13 protein-coding genes, 3 tRNA genes and 3 pseudogenes are annotated in these 20,691 nt (G+C 41.0%); 17 read left to right on the top strand and 2 right to left on the bottom strand.

Going from position 1 to position 20,691, the window contains the following annotated elements; genetic code table 11:
* Positions 1-25 precede the first annotated feature (25 nt).
* Positions 26-1,228, top strand: coding sequence for a pyridoxal phosphate-dependent aminotransferase (locus tag GT348_RS05465; RefSeq protein ID WP_160618849.1), 1,203 nt, complete (start codon positions 26-28; stop codon positions 1,226-1,228).
* Positions 1,228-2,429, top strand: a pseudogene (locus GT348_RS05460) (pyridoxal phosphate-dependent aminotransferase). The gene GT348_RS05465 and the pseudogene GT348_RS05460 overlap by 1 nt, the downstream one beginning before the upstream one ends.
* Before the next feature lie 272 nt (positions 2,430-2,701).
* Here GT348_RS05460 and GT348_RS05455 read toward each other — a convergent pair.
* Positions 2,702-3,097, bottom strand: a complete 396-nt coding sequence (locus GT348_RS05455) for a DUF423 domain-containing protein (RefSeq protein ID WP_160618848.1) — start codon at positions 3,095-3,097, stop codon at positions 2,702-2,704.
* 36 nt (positions 3,098-3,133) lie between these two features.
* Between GT348_RS05455 and GT348_RS05450 the strand changes: the two genes are divergently transcribed.
* From GT348_RS05450 to GT348_RS05425, 6 genes are all read left to right on the top strand, one after another.
* Positions 3,134-3,685, top strand: coding sequence for a DUF4142 domain-containing protein (locus GT348_RS05450; RefSeq protein ID WP_160618847.1), 552 nt, complete (start codon positions 3,134-3,136; stop codon positions 3,683-3,685).
* Positions 3,686-3,902: 217 nt separating this feature from the next.
* Positions 3,903-4,532 (top strand): hypothetical protein, encoded by a 630-nt coding sequence (locus tag GT348_RS05445; protein ID WP_160618846.1) that lies wholly within the window; start codon positions 3,903-3,905, stop codon positions 4,530-4,532.
* 46 nt (positions 4,533-4,578) lie between these two features.
* Positions 4,579-5,661 (top strand): glycosyltransferase, encoded by a 1,083-nt coding sequence (locus tag GT348_RS05440; RefSeq protein WP_160618845.1) that lies wholly within the window; start codon positions 4,579-4,581, stop codon positions 5,659-5,661.
* Between the two features lie 198 nt (positions 5,662-5,859).
* Entirely contained in the window at positions 5,860-7,194 is a 1,335-nt protein-coding gene (locus GT348_RS05435; protein WP_160618844.1) for a hypothetical protein, read from the top strand.
* Complete coding sequence (locus GT348_RS05430) at positions 7,191-8,555, top strand: hypothetical protein (RefSeq protein ID WP_160618843.1); 1,365 nt, start codon at positions 7,191-7,193, stop codon at positions 8,553-8,555. Before GT348_RS05435 ends, GT348_RS05430 begins: the two co-directional genes overlap by 4 nt.
* On the top strand, positions 8,552-9,967 hold the full coding sequence (locus GT348_RS05425) for a hypothetical protein (RefSeq protein ID WP_160618842.1): 1,416 nt from the start codon (positions 8,552-8,554) through the stop codon (positions 9,965-9,967). The genes GT348_RS05430 and GT348_RS05425 overlap by 4 nt, the downstream gene beginning before the upstream one ends.
* A gap of 69 nt (positions 9,968-10,036) precedes the next feature.
* Here the strand turns inward: GT348_RS05425 and GT348_RS05420 are convergent, their stop codons facing one another.
* A complete protein-coding gene (locus GT348_RS05420) occupies positions 10,037-10,639 on the bottom strand; it encodes a hypothetical protein (RefSeq protein WP_160618841.1) in 603 nt (200 codons plus the stop codon).
* A 158-nt stretch (positions 10,640-10,797) separates the two neighbouring features.
* Here GT348_RS05420 and ispH point away from each other — a divergent pair, with 158 nt between their 5' ends.
* From ispH to GT348_RS05375, 9 genes and pseudogenes are all read left to right on the top strand, one after another.
* On the top strand, positions 10,798-11,832 hold the full coding sequence (gene ispH, locus GT348_RS05415) for a 4-hydroxy-3-methylbut-2-enyl diphosphate reductase (RefSeq protein ID WP_160618840.1): 1,035 nt from the start codon (positions 10,798-10,800) through the stop codon (positions 11,830-11,832).
* 5 nt (positions 11,833-11,837) lie between these two features.
* The gene (locus tag GT348_RS05410) at positions 11,838-12,788 is read left to right on the top strand and encodes a homoserine kinase (RefSeq protein ID WP_160618839.1); all 951 of its coding nucleotides are present in this window, start codon (positions 11,838-11,840) and stop codon (positions 12,786-12,788) included.
* A 64-nt stretch (positions 12,789-12,852) separates the two neighbouring features.
* Positions 12,853-13,284, top strand: a complete 432-nt coding sequence (gene rnhA / locus GT348_RS05405; RefSeq protein WP_201740079.1) for a ribonuclease HI — start codon at positions 12,853-12,855, stop codon at positions 13,282-13,284.
* A 77-nt stretch (positions 13,285-13,361) separates the two neighbouring features.
* Positions 13,362-13,437, top strand: a tRNA-Asn gene (locus tag GT348_RS05400).
* Between the two features lie 100 nt (positions 13,438-13,537).
* A pseudogene (gene gpt / locus GT348_RS05395) lies at positions 13,538-14,049 on the top strand (xanthine phosphoribosyltransferase).
* Positions 14,050-14,129: 80 nt separating this feature from the next.
* A tRNA-Pro gene (locus tag GT348_RS05390) sits at positions 14,130-14,206 on the top strand.
* A gap of 21 nt (positions 14,207-14,227) precedes the next feature.
* Positions 14,228-14,304: transfer RNA gene (locus tag GT348_RS05385), tRNA-Arg, on the top strand.
* 767 nt (positions 14,305-15,071) lie between these two features.
* On the top strand, positions 15,072-15,521 hold the full coding sequence (locus tag GT348_RS05380) for a restriction endonuclease (protein WP_160618837.1): 450 nt from the start codon (positions 15,072-15,074) through the stop codon (positions 15,519-15,521).
* Positions 15,522-15,574: 53 nt separating this feature from the next.
* Positions 15,575-20,250 (top strand): annotated as a pseudogene (locus GT348_RS05375) (type ISP restriction/modification enzyme).
* Positions 20,251-20,691 lie beyond the last annotated feature (441 nt).

Raw genomic sequence — 20,691 nt, 5'->3', positions numbered from 1 at the left:
GTAAAGCGATTATGGGGAGATGAATATGTCTAATGTTGCAGAACGGATGAATAGGATTCTTCCCAGCCAAACCATCGCTATTACACAAAAAGCGCGCCAGCTTAAGGCTGAAGGCCAGGATATTATTAGCCTGTCTGCTGGTGAGCCAGATTTTGATACTCCTGAATTTATTAAGCAGGCGGCGATAGAGGCCATTAACCGGGGCGAGACGAAATATACAGATGTTGCGGGCACAGTTGCATTAAGGCAGGCTGTTGCGAACCGCCTTAATGAAGATTTTGGTCTTGATTATCGTAAAGAAGAAATCTGCGTTTCTACAGGTGGTAAGCAGGTTATCTATAATGTGATGACAGCAAGCCTTAATCCCGGTGATGAAGTTATAATTCCTGCACCAGCCTGGGTTTCTTATCCTGATATTGTTCGTCTTGCAGATGGCTCTCCGGTTATTATCCAAACCAGTCCTGAAAATGGCTTTCGTCTAACGGCTGATCAGTTACGTGGCGCAATTACAGACCGTACCCGGTGGCTGGTTCTTAATTCTCCCTGTAATCCCACAGGAGCTGCTTATAGTGGAGAAGAGCTAAAGGCTCTAACGGATGTTTTACTAGATTATCCTCATATCTGGATATTAACTGACGATATTTATGCCAAACTTGTTTATGACGGGCATGTTTCAAAAACAATTGTACAGGTAGAACCACGTTTAAGAGACCGCACCGTCACGATGAATGGTGTGAGTAAAGCTTACGCAATGACAGGGTGGCGTATAGGGTTCTCGGCTGCGCCAGAAGGTTTTACAAAACAGCTGATTAAGTTACAGGGGCAAAGCACGAGTAATGCATGCTCTATTGCGCAGGCAGCTTCTGTAGCTGCGCTGTCAGGTCCACAAGATTTTATTAAAGAGATGGTCGCTACTTACCAAAAAAGGCGTGACCTTGTTATTTCTGCTCTGTCTCAGGTCCAGGGTTTGGATTCCGGTAAACCAGAGGGTGCCTTTTATGCTTTTGTGTCTGTTAAAGCTTTGATTGGTAAGACAACCAAAACTGGTAAAACACTTCATAACTGCGAAGACTTTGTTACAGCCCTGCTTGAAGAAACTGGCGTTGCGGCAGTGCATGGTGCCGCTTTTTTAACACCGGGCTATTTTCGGGTATCTTACGCAACAAGCACAGAACTTCTTGAGCAAGCCTGTGCACGCATTAAGCAGTTTTGTGAAAGTCTAAGTTAATGTTTCAGCCAGCATCGCGAATTGCCAATATTGCATCACCGGCGACTATTGCTATGGCCGCACGTGCGCGTGAATTAAAGGCTGAAGGTAAAGACATAATTTCATTAGCTTTGGGGCAACCTGATTTTGCATCTCCTCCTCAGGCGTTAGAAGGAGCTATTGAGGAAGTGAGGGCAGGGCATACAGGGTACCCTCCCATTCCTGGGCAAAAATCTCTTTTAGAGGCTGTTGCACATAAGTTTAAACGTGACAATGAGCTGGATGTTTCTCTTTCGCAACTTATGGTGGCGAATGGTGGTAAACAAATTATTTTCAATGCTTTTATGGCATCAATTGAACAGGGCGATGAGGTTATAGTTCCATCTCCCTATTGGGTGAGCTATCCGCTGATTGCTCAAATGTTTGGTGGCAAGGCGGTGCATGTTCCCTGCTATGAACATAATAATTTTCGTTTAGACCCGGCAGATTTAGCAAAAGCGATCACACCTAAAACACGGTGGATAGTCCTTAACTTTCCTAATAATCCGACGGGCGCCATTTTAGAAAAGTCAGATCTTAAAGCTATTGCTGAGGTTATTCGTAAAGCACCACATGTTTTAGTCATGAGTGATGAGATATATGAACATCTCACTTTTGATGGAAAAAAACATTTATCGCTTGCTCAGGTTGCGCCTGATTTAATGGATCGCATTTTAATCGTAAATGGTGTGAGTAAGGCTTATGCCATGACTGGCTGGCGTGTTGGTTTTGCTGCCGGGCCAGAAAAACTAATTAAAGCGATGATAAAAGTGCAAGGCAATGTCTCTTCAGGGATATGTACTTTAGCCCAGGGGGGGCTTGTGCAGCTCTAAACGGTAATTTGACCGAAGTAGAGGCGATGAGAGATGTTTATGAAAAACGCCGTAACCGTGCGGTAGAGTTTTTACGCGCTATTAATGGTGTAAGCTGTGCCATGCCGCAGGGGGCTTTTTATGCCTATCCGGGATTTGCAGCTATCATGAATAAAAGAACAGCTTCAGGGCGTTTGGTAACAAATGACGTTGAACTAGCCGAAGCTTTATTAGAAGAGCAGCATCTTGCAACCGTTCCTGGTTCGGCTTTTGGTTTAGGGCCTCATTTGCGACTCTCATTTGCAGCTTCTGAACAACAGCTTTCAGAGGCATATGAAAGATTAAAGCGCTTTGTAGAAAGTTTCTCATGAAGACACGCTTAGCGTCGCAAACTATAACGCCATTAGGAACGATTTTACGCACGTTAGCTTTGGTAAGTTTGACGATAATTTTGCTAAGTCTAATTAGATTCTGGTCGCCAGCAGGGCATTTGGTACAGCAAATTGTAGCTACAGGATTCTGGCAGACTCTTTACCGGATATTTCACGTAAATTCGGCTCTGGGCAAAGAACAGGTCATTCTTTTTGGAATGGTTTTTGGTTGCTTTATCATAGCATTATGTGCGCAGCTTATTTTTCTGGCATTAAAATCGCATTTTTGGACCAAAAACAGCACTTGCCATAATGAGCCACGCTAAAATAAGCATAGAGCCTCCAAATGGGGCAAGGGTAGCGTGGGAGATAACCTTAAAGCTCAGTAAAATAATAGAAACGGAAAAAAATATTGTCCCCAAAACCATGAGGCAGCACGAGATAGTTTTTCTTACAGGGTGCAAAAAGCCTGAGCAAATAGAAAGGCTGCATAGTGCAATTCCGTGCCAAAGTGCCATATTGGCTGCGGTGTGAAGCAAAGTGCGCCCATCTTGATTAGTTAGAAAAGAAGAGGGAAGATGAGAGGCCAAAGCTTGAAAGATCACGCCACTTGCAGCAAACAGGGCGCCTAAAGCAAAGCAACATTTGAGTATTGTTTCATTTTTCATAAAAAGCTCTTTATATCAAAAAAGGATAGACGCTGGATGAACTCCAAGAAAATAACCTATTCATTGGCTTTTGCGCTTTTGTGCGGCTGTTCTACTCTTGCGCCTCCTCCAGCACCGCCCTTACCATCTACAACGTCTGCCACGGCTGTTAAATTAACAGTAACTGATTTAAAGGCTCTTGATGAAGCAAATCAATGGTGTTCATGGATGATTGCGCTATCTGGGTTAGCTGCGAATCATAGCAATCAGTCTGTTTTCCAGCGTTACGGTGCCGAAATCTTAAGTGATTATCAAAAGCAGCAAAAAGCAATTTCTGATATTGTAAGTAAAAAAGGCATTAATCTTACAAGTTCATATCCAGTGACTTATCAAAAACGGCTGACTTTGCTTAAAAAAAGATATGGCAAAAGTTTCGATCGGTATTTTGAGCGTGAATTGGCTAAATCTTTACCAAAGACTTTAAATGAATTTTCGAAAGAAAATGAGCAGAAAAAGCTTGGTAGTGACGTAGCGACTATTCTGAAAAATCTTATAAAATCTGCCGATATCTATCGTAAACAAGCACAAGATTTAATGAAATATGAATAATGATTAATAAGGTAGCGAAACAACATACGTTACATTAAAATTTTTTTTTAAGAATTAAGGTAATGACAGTATCGTTTAAATGCGTTATTTGTAAAAAAGAGAGCGCGTTTCTACGTAATTGAATTTCTCCATTTCGAGATATGCTGGTCAGATTATTTTTCTTCTTTATAGAGTGTCTGATGGAAGATCGTGGGATCCGTTCGTTCGACCTTTTATAATGGATTGTAGAACTGTCGTCATGCAGGAAGATTTGCAGGTTACGGAAAAATCACTTCGTGAAGCCTTGGAAAGACTGGGCTCAAAAACGAAAATTTCTTCACAAAATAAAGTAGATAATAATGGCCTTGAGGGGACCAATAAGCAGTATTATCCGGGGAATTTATCAAATACTAATCCTATCACAAGACGGAGACGCTTTGTTAATGATGGGGGCGTAGTTGTAGAACGGCGCAACGATTTGGGCCGTAATAATAAGAAGGCTCTGACATCATATAAAAATAACCCTGAGCGTTCTAACGCGGCAGAAGAGCAGGAAGAAGTTAGGCAGTTAAAACGTTCTTTACAAAAAGAGCAGCTGCGTAGCCAGGCTATGGATACAAATAATAGTGAGTTAAAAAATAAAATCAAAAGCCAGGAAACTCATCTTTTTCATTATCGGACTCGCGTTGAAGAGTTAGAAAAAAGTCTTACTTTATTAAAAAATGAAAATTTAAAATATAAACTATTATTGGAAAAACGTGAAAAACCCAGTGCTCCTAGCCCTGTAAAAAAAGTTAGGACAAAGAAAACTTTTGAAACGCCAAATGATGAAAATCTTCAACCTGTAAAATGGTGGGTGGAAGAGTAATCCGTTGTTAAAGCGTAATGTGAGGTTTTAAGAGGGACAAATAGCTGTGAAAAATGCGATTTTACCCTCTCTTAAAATCTTACATGTAGGTGATTTTTTCCATAGCTTAAAAAAACGTTCAGTCAGTCAATTAAGTGTAGGTGGTAAATTATCTAACGGCCTTATTCGCAATGGTCACCATGTTATTAATTTCTCTTACAGAGATGTTTCCAGAGCAAAAGGATTTTTTAATAGTCACTATTTAGGTCGTCACGCAATGTGGCGTGCTTTAAAAAACTCAATAAAGTCTTTTTCACCTGATATCCTTATTTTAGGTCATGGTTATTCAATTCCGCCAGAGATTATTACTGATATAAAGGACAAGAATCCTGGAATTATAATTATTCAGTGGAACATCGATGCCCTGTTTGTGGAACAAAATTTAAAAAATATAAAAGAACGCCACCAGGTTGTGGATGCTAGTTTTATTTCGACGGCAGGAAAACAGTTGCGTCTTTTGTTGGGTGATAGGGGAATTATTGGTTTTTTACCTAACCCGGTTGATATGTCTGTTGAGCGCGGTCGTAATTTTAGCGTAAATGCCCTGCCTTATGATATTTTTTATTCTTGTGGCAATCCTGATAGATTGAGAGATATTTGCGGTAAAAAATGGCAAATGGATGATTTTTGTAGTGCTCTTGAAAAAGAGCTGCCACAAAAAACAAAATTCGCTTATGCCGGTGTTAAAGGCCACCCCTATAAAAGTGGCGTATCTTACACTCATTTATTAGAAAATTCGGCTATTGGGCTTAATATTAGCCGAAAGGCTGACCATTACTTATATAGTTCAGATCGTCTTGCCCATATGATTGGAAACGGTCAATTGGTCGCGATAGAGAGGCAAGTAGGTTATGATCAAATCTTTTCAGATGATGAAATGATCTTTTTTAATTCTTTTGATGAACTAATTGATAAGTTAAAATTCTATACTAATCACACTGAAGTAAGACAAGAATGCGCTAGAAAGGGATGGGAGCATTATAGCCAGATTTTTAATGAAAGAAATGTAGCAGACTATATGATTCGTGAAACTTTAGGTTTGCTTAGAGATGATGAGTATTTATGGAGATGTAAAACATTTATCAATTAAACTGTTTATAATTAGGTTTATATATTAAAATATTATTTTTTCCGTCGATATTATATTAATTTTATTAAAACAATATTTAAAATACTTTCTTATTAATGATTTTTTGAAAAAAATTAAATATGCAGTGTGAAAAATGTAAATTTCCGATATTTATAATGGTCTTGGTCAGATAGAAGCGCTTTTAGGAGATTATTATCTGTGTCTCTTCAGGTTATTATGGCGTCAGATTACCAGATATTGTGTTTGGGAGAGAATGACAGTCTCAAATTAAGTTTTCTGACGAACCACATTCCTCCTGAAAAGCTTATCTACGCATATCAATATGCAGGAGAATGGTTCTTACGCACAAAAGAGACAGTGCCACGTTGGTATGATCTCCGCACACAGACCTTTAGTGAGATCATGCCGTTAAATGGTATTGGCCTGATAGCTCATAGTCTCAATATATTTAATCTCAAAGTTGATGATCAGTATTTATACGTAGACTGGGATGGAAAAGTTAAATTATCGTCTTCATCCAAAGAAGACAGCGCTTTATTTCGCCTCATTGATAGTAAAAAATTTGAAATCTTCTTAAAACAAATTTCTTATAGATGGGTACGCGGCACTAAAGGTGATATAGTTTCGATAAATCTGCATACGAGTTCTTTAAGAGAAATTAATATTGGCTCAGCAAAAATAGGTTTTGATCAGCTATTTGAAGCCCTTATTGAGTCGCAAAAGACTGGTGAGCTTTTGGTCAATGAAGAGTGGAAAGTGTGGCGATTTGTTCGCTATAACCCACTTATTATTTTAGAAGCTTATGGCCCAGATGCAGTAGATGAACTTTCAGTTGCATTATGCAGTTTAAAAGATTTTGCTGGATATAGAGACAAAGTATTTATTTTAACTGACGCAAATCACCGCTTATTAGAAGAAAAATTTTGCGATATAGGGCTATCCCTTCAGTTTTTTTACGTTTCGTCACAGGAAGCACAATCTTCACCGCTTCCACGAGCACGTTTAATAAAAAATCCCCAATTTTTAGACCAGTATGCGCCAATCTTGTTTTGTTCATCTGGTGTCGTTTTTGGGGCCCCTCTCGATCAGCTAATGACAAAAGTTGCTCTTTCTAGGCAGGTTGAGGGTTTGGAGTATTTTTTCCACCCCGAATCACCAAGCTCTGAGTCAGAACAAAAACGTGCACAAAATCTTTTAATCGGCGAGGGGGGGGCTCTCATGATGGTGCCTAATATGGCTCATCATCGGATATATCTAGAAGCCGCTTTTGATTTGTTGGAACGACTCATAAAAGAATTTGGTCTTAAGAACTTGCCGCAGGAACGCCAACCGCTCATTAATTATGCTTTGCGGCGTGTACGAGATTTTTCAACGCAATATTTTTCTAGAACTGTTTTGGCAACACGTTTTGTGCCAAGCTTCTATGGAGTTATTTCAGAAATTATATGTTTTCCTATTTCTGAAGAGAAACGTTCAGCTCAGATGAAAACTTATCTTGAAACGATCAAGAAAGCAGAAGGAGAGATAGGGTGACAAATTTTGTTGTCCTTTCCTATGATCTTCGTGTTTTATGCTGTTCTAATGGCCAATTAGTCGCGCAGCCAATCCATAGTTTAAAAAATTTGGATTCACTGGCTTTTTTAATCTCTAATGATCAGGGTGCTAATTTTAACACTAAGCTTCCTGGCAATTACTGGTTAGATATTGATTCCGGATCTTTTCAGCGTTCAGTGCCGCGGGGATGGATTACGCTTGAAGAAAAGCCATCAGATCAAGGCGCAATTCGTTTAAAACGGCAAGTACCTGGTAATAAGATAATAGAAGACAGTAACAATTATTTTAATGTTCAACCTACAGGGTGTGTCGTCTCATCTGGGATTAATTCATATAAAAGGTCAGGGGCATTTTGGCGTATAACGTTAGATCAATTTAAAGCTCTACAGTTTTTTATAAAGAGCTGCTGGGTATTCGAGGGGGCTACCGCTCCCCATCATGTTGATTTGCGCCATAGCACAATATGGGAGATTCATCTTGGCCCGCTCATATTGGATTTCAAATCATGTTTAAAAGGACTGTTACATCATTCTGTATCTGACAATAATTTTGAAATAATTTGTTCATCCCATGATAAAATACACAGACTCGTAAAATATCAGCCCGCTATTTTATATGTTATTAAAGATATGGATGGTTTAGAAAAACTTCCATTTACTTTGCAGTCTTTAAAAGAAAAAGGTGATTATGAAAGCCAACTCATAATTGCTTCCGATATTGATTACGATAGAATTTTATCTTTTGTACCCAGAGAACTTCGTACAAAATTTAAATTTGTATCGATTCGGTATTTTGATCCTATTGATCAGTTAGTCCCTATTATTTCTTTACTAAAAAATATGGAGATGTCTCATTATTATCCTTTAATTGTTCTGACACCGGATATTTTAATTAAAAAAACATTACGTCCTTATTTAATCCATGAAGCCTTAAATTTATCAGGTGGATTTCACCCTTCACTTTCTTCAGGCTCAAAACAGGCAGATTGCTTTTTCCCTAAAAGTGATAAAACGCTAGAAACTTATTATCGTCTTTTTGGAAATAGAGACGTTATTGGTTCTTTAGCACCGCTTCAGGCAAAGGGCCTTGTTAATGTGGGACTAAGAGCCTGTTTTTCCTATTTCCAGGAATTGCATTTTCCTTTCTGGAAAGAATATGAAGCGGATTTTTTAGAATATATTGCTAATAAATTTGGCCTTTTTACATCACAATCCCAAAATATTTTGCACCGTGAAGCATGGGAAGGCGTTTATTTTCAAAATGTGTCATCCTGGTCTCTTGAAGAGCGCTCTAAATGGTTCACCTCAAATTGTGACTCTGGTGCAGAGATTTTTTCATGAATAATTACGCGCTTCTTACCCATGATTTTAAAATCGTCAAAGCAGATTCAAACGGGCAATTATGTGCAGTTACGCTAAGCTCCTTAAGCTCTCTTGATAATATAGTTTATGTATCTCAAAGAGGAGCAGATTGGAGCCTTCTTGTTACTTCGCCTTTAAAATTGTGGTTTGATAATCAGACCAGGCGTGTAAATCGTGCTTTTGCGGCTGGCGCTATTGCTATTGAGGTTGAAGCACAACCGTCTTTTTGTCGCCTAAAATTATGCGAAGGGGGCTGCTTAACAGTAGAGAGTTCGGGCGAAATTATTTATCAAAATAAGAACGATAGTTATTGTGACGAAAAAGATGTTTTTCGTTTTTTATCGCCCACAGATTTGAAAATTTTATGGCATGTTGCCAAACATCGGTGGGCGCTTGACCCGGACGCTATATCAATAGAACTAAATGAATTTAAAAGTAGTTTCAAAGAAATTCATTTTGGCCCTTTAACTTTATCCTTAGAGGTATTTCTCAATTTTATAAAGCGCTCATCTTATGAAAAAGAAATTGTTTTTCTTGCTCATAATAATATTTATCGGGCCGTTTTGCTCAAGCCTGCCATTTTATTAGCAGCCTTTGGAGAAAAAGTTGTTAACCAGCTATCTGTTGCTCTGGAAAGCATAGCTGATCCTGGGGATTTTGAGGGCAATATATTTATCGTGACCAATGTTGCTCATAAGGGAATAGAAAGGGTCGTTCCTCACAAATTACGTCCTATGTGCCAATTTTTACACATGGAAGCATATGAATATACTGATTATATCGCGATAAGACAGACCATCATAAGTTCAGGAATTTTAGATCAATATTCTCCTATCCTTTATATGGATATTGATGTTGTCATTAATGTACCGCTAGAGGGGCTTTTATGCCGTGGGGCTTTAGAAAAATATTTTAGTGCCCAGATAGAATATTGGCATCCTGATTTTCGAGAGGCTGTGAGTACTGGTCAGCTTTTATATAGCCAAGATCCTTACCCTGTTGAAAAGAGAGAAGGAGGCTTTAATAGCGGCATCTTCTTTTTGCCCAATTTTTCACAAAATAAGGCCTATTTTGACAGGGCTTTTTATACTCATATGAGTTACACAACTTATTACGGGCGTGGTGTTATTCCTTTTCCAGAACAACATGTACTTAATTACGCTTTACGTAAAATGCAGGCGTCAGACCTTGCCTTAGTAACTGAATTGACCGAGGTGGGTGGCTTTAACGGCATGGAGGTCGTTCAACATTACGGCGCCATGAATGTCACACTCGCTAGAGGTTTTGTACATTTCTGGTGCACATCATCTTCTGATAGAGGGTGGTTAATGGCAGATTATTTAGCACGAATAAGAAAATATCGTGCTTCATTGAGTTATAAAGAAAACTAATTTTCGGCATGATTTATAAAAGGGGAGCTCTGCAAAAAGCTCCCCTTTTTATGATGAAACAATAAGGTACTAATGACCGGTTTTTTCAAAATGAGCTGGTAAAAGATGAGAACGATTATAGTCTAGTTGCTCATGAGTAAGCTGCAAACCTACTGCCAAAGTATAATCATTATCGAGTTCATTATTTCCGGTTGGTAAGTCAATAAATCGTAAGGGTGTGTGAGTTTGTAACATGCCATGAGAAGATTTTACGTCAAATTCATCAGTAAAGATTTTTTTATCAATAATTTTTCCATGTCTCATTATGGCAATAAAATAAGGTACTTCTAGTTTATTTTTATTAGCGGCGGGACCTTCTTTAACATTAATAGAAAGCCCAACGCGCACCCGTGTTAAAGGGCGTTTATGAGCGTCATGCGGTCCTACTCGACAGTCACCATTAACCCCCGAAATCTGAGCATGATAGGCGGTGTGAGTTATGTCTATGCCTTGGCCGTCAAAGGCATAAAGATCTGCTGTTGCATGAGGAACCTGGATTTTGGGGCAGGCTGGAGCAATAAGAATCTCATTAGAAGCGCTTGAACAAGCTATTAAACTGCTAAAGCTGAGAACACCAAAAACGCCGCCTAAAAAGCGGGATAGAGGCTGAATATAAGTGCGGCGAATGGTCATTAGTTTAAGAAACTCCGCAAGAAAAAGGTCTGGACATTGCGATAAATACCGATACATCCGATATAAGCACTAAGGAAAGCCCGTTTAAAAGATAAGCTTGTAACTTTCTTGAGACCGGTCTTTCCTTTGTATCGAATTATGCCTGCCTGGGGAACACTATGTCAGAAGAGACAAGACCTGCAACCTCTCAACCTGCAAATCCTGCGGCAGACCGCATTATAACTACAGGAGAAGGGCGCCAAGCGCTGCGCCTTCTTCTTGCGGGGCCGAGGGGATTTTGTGCTGGGGTTGATCGCGCGATTCGCGTTGTAGAAGAAGCATTACGCCGTTATGGCGCACCTGTTTATGTGCGCCATGAAATTGTCCATAACCGTACTGTTGTTGAAGGGTTAGAGGCCAAAGGGGCCATTTTTGTAGAAGAGCTAGACGAAGTTCCAGCAGACGGACACGTGGTTTTTTCTGCTCACGGTGTGCCTAAATCAGTGCCTGCCGAGGCAGAACGTCGTAACCTTCTTTATCTGGATGCGACCTGTCCTCTTGTTTCTAAAGTGCATCGTGAAGCAGAGCGTCACTTTGCAGGGGGAGGAGAAAAGCAACGTCATATTCTTATGATTGGTCATGCTGGTCATCCTGAAGTAGTAGGCACGATGGGCCAACTACCTCCTGGAGCTGTAACGTTAATTAATGATGCCAAAGAGGCGAGCACTGTTGAGCCTGCCGAGCCTGACAAGCTGGCTTTTATTACGCAAACAACGCTTTCAGTTGATGACACAGCAGAAATTGTAGAAATTTTGCGCAAGCGTTTTCCTCAAATCGAAGGACCACGCCGCGAAGATATTTGCTATGCCACAACAAACCGCCAAATGGCAGTTAAAGAATTGGCGCCTGAATGTGACCTTGTCATAGTGATCGGGTCTCCCAACTCTTCAAACTCTCAAAGATTAAGAGAAGTTGCAGAACGCTCTGGTGCCAAAAAAGCCCTTTTGGTTCCCAAGGTTTCCGATATGGAGTGGAATGAACTTGAAGGCGTTAAAACACTTGGTATGAGTGCTGGTGCATCAGCTCCCGAAAGTTTGGTACAGGAGATGATTACGGAACTTTCCAAACGTTATGATCTTCATATTGAAGAGCGAATCGTAAAAGAGGAAAATATTAATTTCCGCCTTCCTCACCCACTGTCTGACGAAGCTTAAATTTTATGGCCGTCTATACGGATATAGAAGAAAATGCCCTCAAAAATTTCCTATTAGACTATGATTTAGGAAGTTTAATCTCTTTTGAAGGGATTACGGAAGGAGTTGAAAATAGCAATTATCGGCTCGTACTGAGTTCCGGGAATTATATTTTAACTCTTTTCGAAAAAAGGGTGAATTCGGCAGAGCTTCCCTGGTTTGTCGGATATATGGGGCATTTGGCAAAAAATAATATTTCTTGTCCGTTGCCTATAAAGGCAAAAGACGGTCAGGCTTTGCGGCAACTTGCCAATCGGCCAGCACTAATTGTTACATTTTTGGATGGGCAGGCTGTAAAAAATATTACTGAGCAGTCCTGCCTTGAATTAGGCAGAGCTCTGGCTAAGCTCCATAAGGCAGGGGAGGGCTTTGATAGTGAGCGCTCCAATAAATTAGGTGCACAGGGCTGGAAAGCACTTTTATCGCAATGTGACAGTCATGGTGATCAAAAAATTGAGGCACTCATTTCTCAAACACATTGTGACCTGGAAAAAGTTCTGTCTCACTGGCCAGAGCCTAAGGAGCTCCCTCGCGGACAGATACATGCTGATCTTTTTCCCGATAACGTTTTTTTCAAAAACGAGTCTCTGAGCGGCATTATAGATTTTTATTTCGCCTGCACTGATTTCTTTGCCTATGACATAGCCATTTGTATAAATGCGTGGTGCTTTGAAAATAATGAACATTATCTTCCTCAGCGCACAGCTATGATTTTGCAAGGATATGAAGAGTTTCGTCCGCTCTCTCCCCTGGAAAGAAATAGATTGCCTGTCTTATGCCAGGGAGCAGCGCTAAGATTTTTACTTACGCGGCTCTATGACTGGATTCACACGCCTCCAGGAGCAAAGGTAGTGAAGAAAAATCCGTGGGACTATCAGAAACGCCTTACTTATTTTTTGGAACATAAAAGTGTCTGATCATTTAGAAGCTGAGCCGACAGAAACCAGGCACCTCGAAACAGAATCAGTAGATGCAGCATCAATCGTAGAAATTTGGACAGATGGTGGCTGTAAACCCAATCCCGGCCCAGGAGGGTGGGGGGTTCTGCTTCGTTATCGTGGTAAGGAGCGCACCCTTAAAGGAGGGCATCCTGAAACGACAAATAATCGTATGGAGCTTACAGCAGCAGCAGAGGCATTAGAGACTCTCAAACGCCCTTGTAAGGTAAAGCTTTATACAGATAGCGAATATGTCAAAAATGGCATTACACGCTGGCATGAGGGCTGGGTGCGCCGTAAATGGCGTAATGCCTCAGGTGATCCTGTAGCCAATATGGATTTGTGGCAACGTGTCCTGACTGCGGCCAAACAGCACCAGATTGAATGGCTTTGGGTTAAAGGACACTCTGGAATTGTTGAAAATGAGCGTGTTGATGTCTTGGCTACAGAGGGGCGTGAAGAGTTAACTCTCTGAATTTATAGAAAAATTTAAAAAAATTGCATTTTAGGGGTTTACGCACCAAAAGTTTTTGGGTAGATAAGCCTCACTGATCCCGAATAGCTCAGTTGGTAGAGCAAGCGACTGTTAATCGCTGGGTCGTAGGTTCGAGTCCTACTTCGGGAGCCAGTATCAAAAGCCCGCCTAGAGCGGGTTTTTTTGTGACTTTTTTATATTCATTGAAATAGGCTTATTGCAAATTTCCTCCTCTGGAGGCAGATGAATAAGCATGAATGCATCACAAAATAATACGCCTCAGAGCGTAAATTACGCCACTGTTACATGGGATCAGCTTCATAGAGATGCCCGTGATCTTGCTGCACGCCTTATGCGCGAATGTGCACCCTTTAAAGGTATTGTTGCTGTTACAAGGGGAGGACTCATTCCTGCGGCTATTTTAGCGCGCGAATTAGGATGCCGTCTTGTCGAATCTATTTCCGTCGTTAGTTATGAAGGTGAAGAAGGCACGCAACAGGAGCCTAAAACCTTAAAAGCACCTTTAGCTGCTGGAAATGGCGAGGGTTTTCTTATCGTAGATGATTTGGTTGATTCGGGTGTGACAGCACGTTATGTGCGTGAAATGCTTCCCAAAGCGGTTTTTGCTTGTCTCTATGCCAAACCCGATGGCCGCCCTTTGCTGACCATTTCGTGACGGAAGTTGCGCAAGATACTTGGGTTTTGTTCCCCTGGGATACAGCTCCATTATTCGTTCCACCTTTGAGTAAAAGCGGTAAGCAGTAAATAATTAAAAAAATTAGCAAATTTCGCATTTACCCCCTTGCGTGTTTGTTAAGACCAGACTAATGTGCCCCGCATGGTGACGGGGCGTGGCGCAGCCTGGTAGCGCGCTTGTTTTGGGTACAAGAGGCCCCCGGTTCGAGTCCGGGCGCCCCGACCACCTATCATCCACTAGGGCTAGGCGCCCTTAGCTCAGCTGGATAGAGCAACAGCCTTCTAAGCTGTGGGTCGCTGGTTCGAATCCAGCAGGGCGCGCCAGTTTAAAACTGCGGTTTTACGTATATTTCTCTTTCTAAAATTAAAGCTTTTTTCTGTATGAAATATCCACCAGGATATGGTGCAGATCCGTATGCTCTGTGAAGTTGATTATATCTAACAGGCATTGTCGGATAAAGGCGCAAAACTCGGTCAAACTGATATTAGATAAGTTATAGAGCCGTATTTATCCCCCCTTAAAAAAGCAAATTTCCAGCTTAAGGTTGCGCGTAAATACTGCATATGAGCGTTCAAAAAAGGAAATACGCTAAAGCGATCAAAGATAAAGTGGCTATGCGCAACCATTTTTTGAGGCATTGAAATTTGATCTGGACTCAATTTTATCTTGTTAGATCTTAATACAAATCAGCTTTTTGCGACAATATAGGAGAGCAGCTTAGGTCCTTAAAAGTTTATTTTATTGCCTTTAACCATAGTGAAACGTGACCTAATAAAGCACTCAATATTTTTGACGCTTATTGTCTTAAAATAGAGACATGTAATAATCCTAGTACATAATATTCCATTATTATCTCTGCTGAGTGGCTTTTGAATAAGGGCATATTTCTATAGTGGGACTGGAGATATAGTTGAAAAACAGTGAGCGTTATTAGTCACTCCCTCCTAAAAGCGGCTATTTAAGCAAAGGACAGGGCTTGAAAAATAAGTACTGCTAAAGGGAGTTTTTCATTATAGAGCATCTCGCCAGATATGAGATGCAGCGATATAGTGGCCCTATTACCGCAAGTACTTGCTCAAAGGCCGTGTTCATGACTGAGAATAACGTTAATTCTACCATTTCAGATTCTCAGGAAACCTCTTTGGAAACTGTGTTAAGTTGGATTGATAAATCATCTCCGACGAACAGAGATAGAGGCACGAACTTTGAGAATTTATGCCTTATTTATCTGAAAAACAGCCCTCGTTGGGTTTCATATTTTCAGTCTGTTAAGACATACAAGGATTGGGCCGAAGACCATAAAAACTCTGTTCCAGATGGGCGTGATACAGGCATTGACCTTGTTGGTGTTAAGCATGATGGATCTTTTGCGGCAATACAGTGCAAATTTTTTACTTCAGAAGCGCGTGTTTCCAAGAGGGAAATTGATTCGTTTATTGCTGCTAGTCCTTTAGGAGAGAATAGCTTTTCTGAACGTGTAGTTATTGCTACAGCCCCATTAGGGTTAATGCTCAAAAGACGGCTTATGAAAATAAATTAATTGTCATTAACCGTCAGGATCTCCAAGAAAGTGGTTTTGATTGGGATCGCTATTTGCCAAAGAAGGGTCTTTTAGCAAAAGGGGCAAAAAAAACACTTTCTTTACGTGCCTATCAGACGTCAGCCGTGGCGGCATGCCGTGCGGCATTTTGTGAACAAAAAAAAGATCGTGCGCAGCTTCATATGGCGTGCGGAACAGGCAAAACGCTCACTTCACTAGCCATTGCAGAAAATATTGTGGGCGTTGGTAAGACGGTTCTTTTTCTTGCACCGTCACTTGGCCTTATACAGCAAACCCTCGATTCCTGGACAAATGAAGCGAGTATTTCCATCACTCCCTACGTTGTGTGTTCCGATTCAGATATTGGCAAACGCGTTACGGATAGTGAAGGATCACGTTTTGTCATTCAGACTCTGTCTTATCCTGCGACGACAGATGCATCATCACTTGCGAGCTCTTTTCAAAAAGGTCAAAAATTACAGCAAACAAGTATGACGGTGATTTTTGCGACTTATCAGTCAATCGCCACCGTGCATGAAGCACAGAAATATGAACATGGTTTGCCTGTATTTGATTTGGTTGTCTGTGATGAAGCTCATCGCACAACAGGACTTGTAGAGCAGGGAGACGATCCCGGCATGTTTCAAGCGGTGCATGATGCGGATTATTTACGTGCAAAGCACCGCTTATATATGACAGCGACGCCGCGCATTTATGCAGGTGAAACAAAACAGAGAGCCAGCCAAAGATCGTTAGTTCTGGCGTCTATGGATGATGAAAAGACCTATGGCTCTGTGGTTTTTTCATATAGTTTTAGACAAGCCGTAGATGATGGATATTTAAGTGACTATCGCCTTGTTGTACTGCGTATTCAGCAAAGCGACGTAAGGAAAATACTCGCCACTTCATCAAATGAAGCAGACCGTAAAGCCTCAGAAGTAAAGGCAGAAGAGCAGGCTGAGAAAAAAGGACGCAAGCAGGGCAATAAACCAAAAAGCGAGGCGGAAGAAGCGCGGGTGCATCTTGATGATGCATCGCGTATTATTGGGTGCTGGCGAGCCATGCTAGGGCATGATCTTATGACAGAAACGGGGACTGAAGAGGCTGAAAAGCCTATTCCTCGGCAAATGAAGCGGGCCGTAGCATTTTGTAGTGTGATCGAAGAAAATACAAATTTAGTATCTTCTAAAAAAATTGCGGGTAGTTTTGCTCATATCGCTAATCTTTATGACCAAGAAAATGGTTTAACTGACAAAAAAGCCGAGGCCAAACATGTTGATGGCTCTATGTCAGGAAGTGAGCGTAAAGAGGCCCTGCGCTGGCTAAAGGCAGAGACACCAGAAGGAACATCACGCATTCTTTCAAATGTAAAATGTTTGTCAGAGGGCATTGATGTGCCCTCGCTAGATGCTGTGCTGTTTATGTCTCCACGCAATTCCACAGCAGATATTATTCAATCTGTTGGACGCGTCATGCGTAAGGCCCCAGGAAAATCACTAGGCTATATCATTGTGCCAATTGTTATTCCTGACTTTATTAATGATAGTGAAATTGAAACTTATCTTGATGCAGGTGGCTCTGGCTTTGCATCATTATGGAAAATTGCCGCAGCTTTGCGCTCGCATGACCCACAACTTGAAGCAGATGCAAATCAAGTCGCTATTGGTGCACGCAGAACGATCACTAACTTATTGACCGTCACAGCCTTGCCACATCGTAAAAAAACCGATGAAGAGCGCGTGAGTGATGGTGGCACGGATATGTTCGGAAGCGATGCCACTCAGGCCGAATATGAGGCACGAGCAAAAACCAATAAAGAGCGTCGTGAAAGAGAACAGCAATATTCTTCTCAAGATGTTACGCAAAATCTTAATCTGGAATTTGAGGCACGCACGCGCCAGGAAGTGGATGCTTTTGCCGGGGCCGTAAGGGCGCGCTTGGTAAAGCGCTTGGGCAGTGGCGTTTATTGGGATGAATGGGCCAAAAAAGCCGGCTTTATAGCGCAACAACTCATTACTGAAATTACCCGCATACGTAAAAGCACGCTAAATACAGAATATGATAATGCCCGTAAGGCTTTTTCTACTCTGCTAAAAAATATTCGCAAAACGCTAAATAATGCAGTGTCAGAAGATCAACTGACTGGCATGCTTGCTCAGCATATCGTCACTATGCCGCTTTTTGAGGCGCTATTTGGTGATGGTGAGGCCAATCGAACAGAAAAAAACCCCGTTGCCCGTGAGTTAGAGCCTTGCGTGCAGGCTTTTCGTGAGGCTGGGCTTGCTCAGTTTGAAGGGGTAGAGCTTAAGGAATTTTGGGCCGAGGTGCAGCGTTCTGTTAGAGGCATGAATGCGGTTGGACGCCAGAAGCTCATTAAAACACTTTATGAAAAGTTCATAAAAAACGCTTTTCCACGCGATGCCAAAGCCTTTGGTGTTGTCTACACACCCATAGAAGTAGTGGATTTTATTCTGCACTCTATAGAAGACGTAATGCAGAAAAATTTTGGCCACGGATTGGGTGCAAAAAACGTCCATGTGCTAGATCCTTTTACTGGCACCGGCACCTTCATTACCCGCTTGCTAGCCTCGGGAATTTTGTCACCCGAACAAATGAAAGAAAAATATGAAAATGGCATGATCTGGGCTAATGAGATCATGTTGCTCACTTATTATATTGCAACCATTAATATCGAAACAGAATATGCCCGCCTTACAGGAGAATGGACAGCCTTCAAAGGTGGCGTATTTACTGATAGTTTCATGCTGGATAATAAAGATCTCGAACGTCTGGCAGGAATGCGCGGTAACGCAGACCGTATTCGTCATGAAGCAGATGACAGTAATATCCGTGTCATTTTTGCTAACCCCCCTTATTCATCGGGAGCAAACAGAGCTAATGATGGAACAGAGCTGGTAAAATATCCACGTTTAGATAAAGCCATTGCTGAAAGTTACGTGCAATTCTCGCAATCCACAAATAAAAAATCTCTCTATGATTCCTATATCCGTGCCTTGAGATGGTCGTCTGATCGCATAGGTGAGCAAGGTGTGATTGGCTTTGTGAGTGGAGCAGGCTTTTTAGAAGGAGCCGCAGCTGCTGGGGTGCGGAAATGCTTAGCCGAGGAATTTTCTGACCTTTATGTGTTCCATTTGCGAGGAAACCAGCGCACGTCGGGTGAAATATCGCGAAAAGAGGGCGGGAAAATCTTTGGAGAGGGTAGTCGGTCGCCAATCGCTATTTCTATTTTAGTGAAAAATTCCAATAGTACTGAGCGTGGAAATATTTTCTTTCATGACATTGGAGATTATTTAACTCGTGAGCAGAAATTAGAGCATATAAGGACATTCCAGTCTGTAAAGGGGATTGAAAAAGCAGGGCTGTGGCAGAGAATAGAACCCAATCAATATTTCGAATGGATTAATCAGCGAGATGAAAGCTTTTCTCAATTTATCTCTATGGGCAGTAAGAAAGCTGAAGAAAAATCTGCCCTTTTTGAGATTTGTTCATTGGGTATTGCAACTAATCGTGATGCCTGGGTCTGGAACTTCTCACAAAAGATAGTTGAAAAAAGTGTGTATAATATGGTGGCGTGCTATGAACAAGAACGCCAGCGTTTACACGGGCTCGGCCTGGGATCAAATCGCGAGAAGCTAACAGAGGCACTGAAAAAGTCACCAGCTTTACAAACAGATTCTTTGAGCTGGACGCGAGCTCTGCGTAACGATGCTGTGTGTAATAGGTCACTTTCACCTCATGAGGGCGAAATGAGGTTTGGGAGTTATCGTCCTTTTACAAAAGAATATATTTTCTTTAGTCGCCGCTTGAATGAAGTGGTCAGTCAACAGCCTAAACTCTTTCCTTATGAAGATGCCGAAAACTTGGCGATTTGTGTTGTAGATAAGGGCCCTAATTTCTCATGTCTTATGACAAATGTGGTAACAGACCTTGAATTGGTACATCATGCCCAGTGCTTCCCCTCTACGTCTATGAAAAAGAAGAAACAGAGCAGGGCAAGCAATCTGATCTTTTAAGTCTGGAAAACACCACATCATCATTCAATGGTTACCGCCGCAAATATGCTCTTACAGATGAGGCGTTGGCTTATTTTCAAAAAACCTATCCAGGAAAAGACATAAATAAAGAAGACATATTTTTCTATATTTATGGGCTTCTTCATTCGCCTGAATATCGTCAGAAATATGCGACATCTTTGAGCAAAGAATTACCGCGCATACCCTGTGTTAAAACATGGGAGGCCTTTAGCCAGTTTTCCCAAGCAGGACGGAAGTTAGCTGTGTTACATACGGAGTATGAGACGCAAAAGCCTTATTATGATCCTGATAAAAGCGAGAATGTGCAGATTACCAGGGCCGAAAGTGTTGAGCAAACGTTCCGTGTAAAGCAAATGGCTTATGCTCCTAAGAAAGATGGCAAAGCGCGGGAAAAAGATCGCACAACACTTATTTATAACCAATATGTGACGGTCACGAATATTCCACTGGAAGCATATGATTATATTGTCAATGGAAAGCCTGCATTAGACTGGGTTGCTGAGCGGCAATGTATCAGCACAGATAAAAAAAGCGGCATTACGAATGACGCTAATCGCTGGGCTATTGAAAAAATGCATAATCCTCGTTACCCGCTTGAGCTGTTTCTTAAAGTTGTGACAGTTTCTCTGGATACAATGAAGATTATTAATGCTTTGCCTGCATTGGAAATTTAGGGCAGTTAATGTGATGCAAGTTTAAAATAAGCTTTGATTGGGCCGTTATTTTAAAATCTACAGCCTTCAAAGCTGTGACGGATATTTTGAAAATGTGAGTTAGTAAACAGATTATAACTCGGCAAGTTTGAGATATCCTCCAGTTTATAGGTAAGAGGCACTAAAATAAGGATGTTCTTTTTTAAAAAGTTTTAAATGGTTTTACGGCCCATTTTTGTAGGAAATGATGAAAAATTGGTCTCTAGAAAATTGTGTCATTTACTTTTCGTCATTTAAGAGCGTCCTATCTTAACTTTAAACTATATTTTCGCTTGTTTTGGGAAATGGAACTATATCTAAATCAAAATATAGATAAGTTAAGATATTTTGACGTTTGTTGTAATTATATGAAAAAATAAAATATATAACGTTTTGTGCGATAATAATATGAAAAACGCAATT

This window comes from Aristophania vespae, from assembly GCF_009906835.1.
In the GTDB taxonomy this organism is placed as follows: domain Bacteria; phylum Pseudomonadota; class Alphaproteobacteria; order Acetobacterales; family Acetobacteraceae; genus Aristophania; species Aristophania vespae.
Note: the sequence above shows the minus strand (reverse complement) of the source record. Positions and strands in the feature narration are given on the sequence as shown.

Excerpts from the sequence above, each read along its gene's own strand:
- GT348_RS05445 (WP_160618846.1), top strand. The coding sequence starts at position 3,903 with ATGGATTGTAGAACTGTCGTCATGCAGGAAGATTTGCAGGTTACGGAA.
- GT348_RS05450 (WP_160618847.1), top strand. The coding sequence starts at position 3,134 with ATGAACTCCAAGAAAATAACCTATTCATTGGCTTTTGCGCTTTTGTGC.
- GT348_RS05380 (WP_160618837.1), top strand. The coding sequence starts at position 15,072 with ATGACTGAGAATAACGTTAATTCTACCATTTCAGATTCTCAGGAAACC.
- ispH (WP_160618840.1), top strand. The coding sequence starts at position 10,798 with ATGTCAGAAGAGACAAGACCTGCAACCTCTCAACCTGCAAATCCTGCG.
- GT348_RS05410 (WP_160618839.1), top strand. The coding sequence starts at position 11,838 with ATGGCCGTCTATACGGATATAGAAGAAAATGCCCTCAAAAATTTCCTA.
- GT348_RS05455 (WP_160618848.1), bottom strand. The coding sequence starts at position 3,097 with ATGAAAAATGAAACAATACTCAAATGTTGCTTTGCTTTAGGCGCCCTG.
- GT348_RS05465 (WP_160618849.1), top strand. The coding sequence starts at position 26 with ATGTCTAATGTTGCAGAACGGATGAATAGGATTCTTCCCAGCCAAACC.
- GT348_RS05420 (WP_160618841.1), bottom strand. The coding sequence starts at position 10,639 with ATGACCATTCGCCGCACTTATATTCAGCCTCTATCCCGCTTTTTAGGC.
- GT348_RS05425 (WP_160618842.1), top strand. The coding sequence starts at position 8,552 with ATGAATAATTACGCGCTTCTTACCCATGATTTTAAAATCGTCAAAGCA.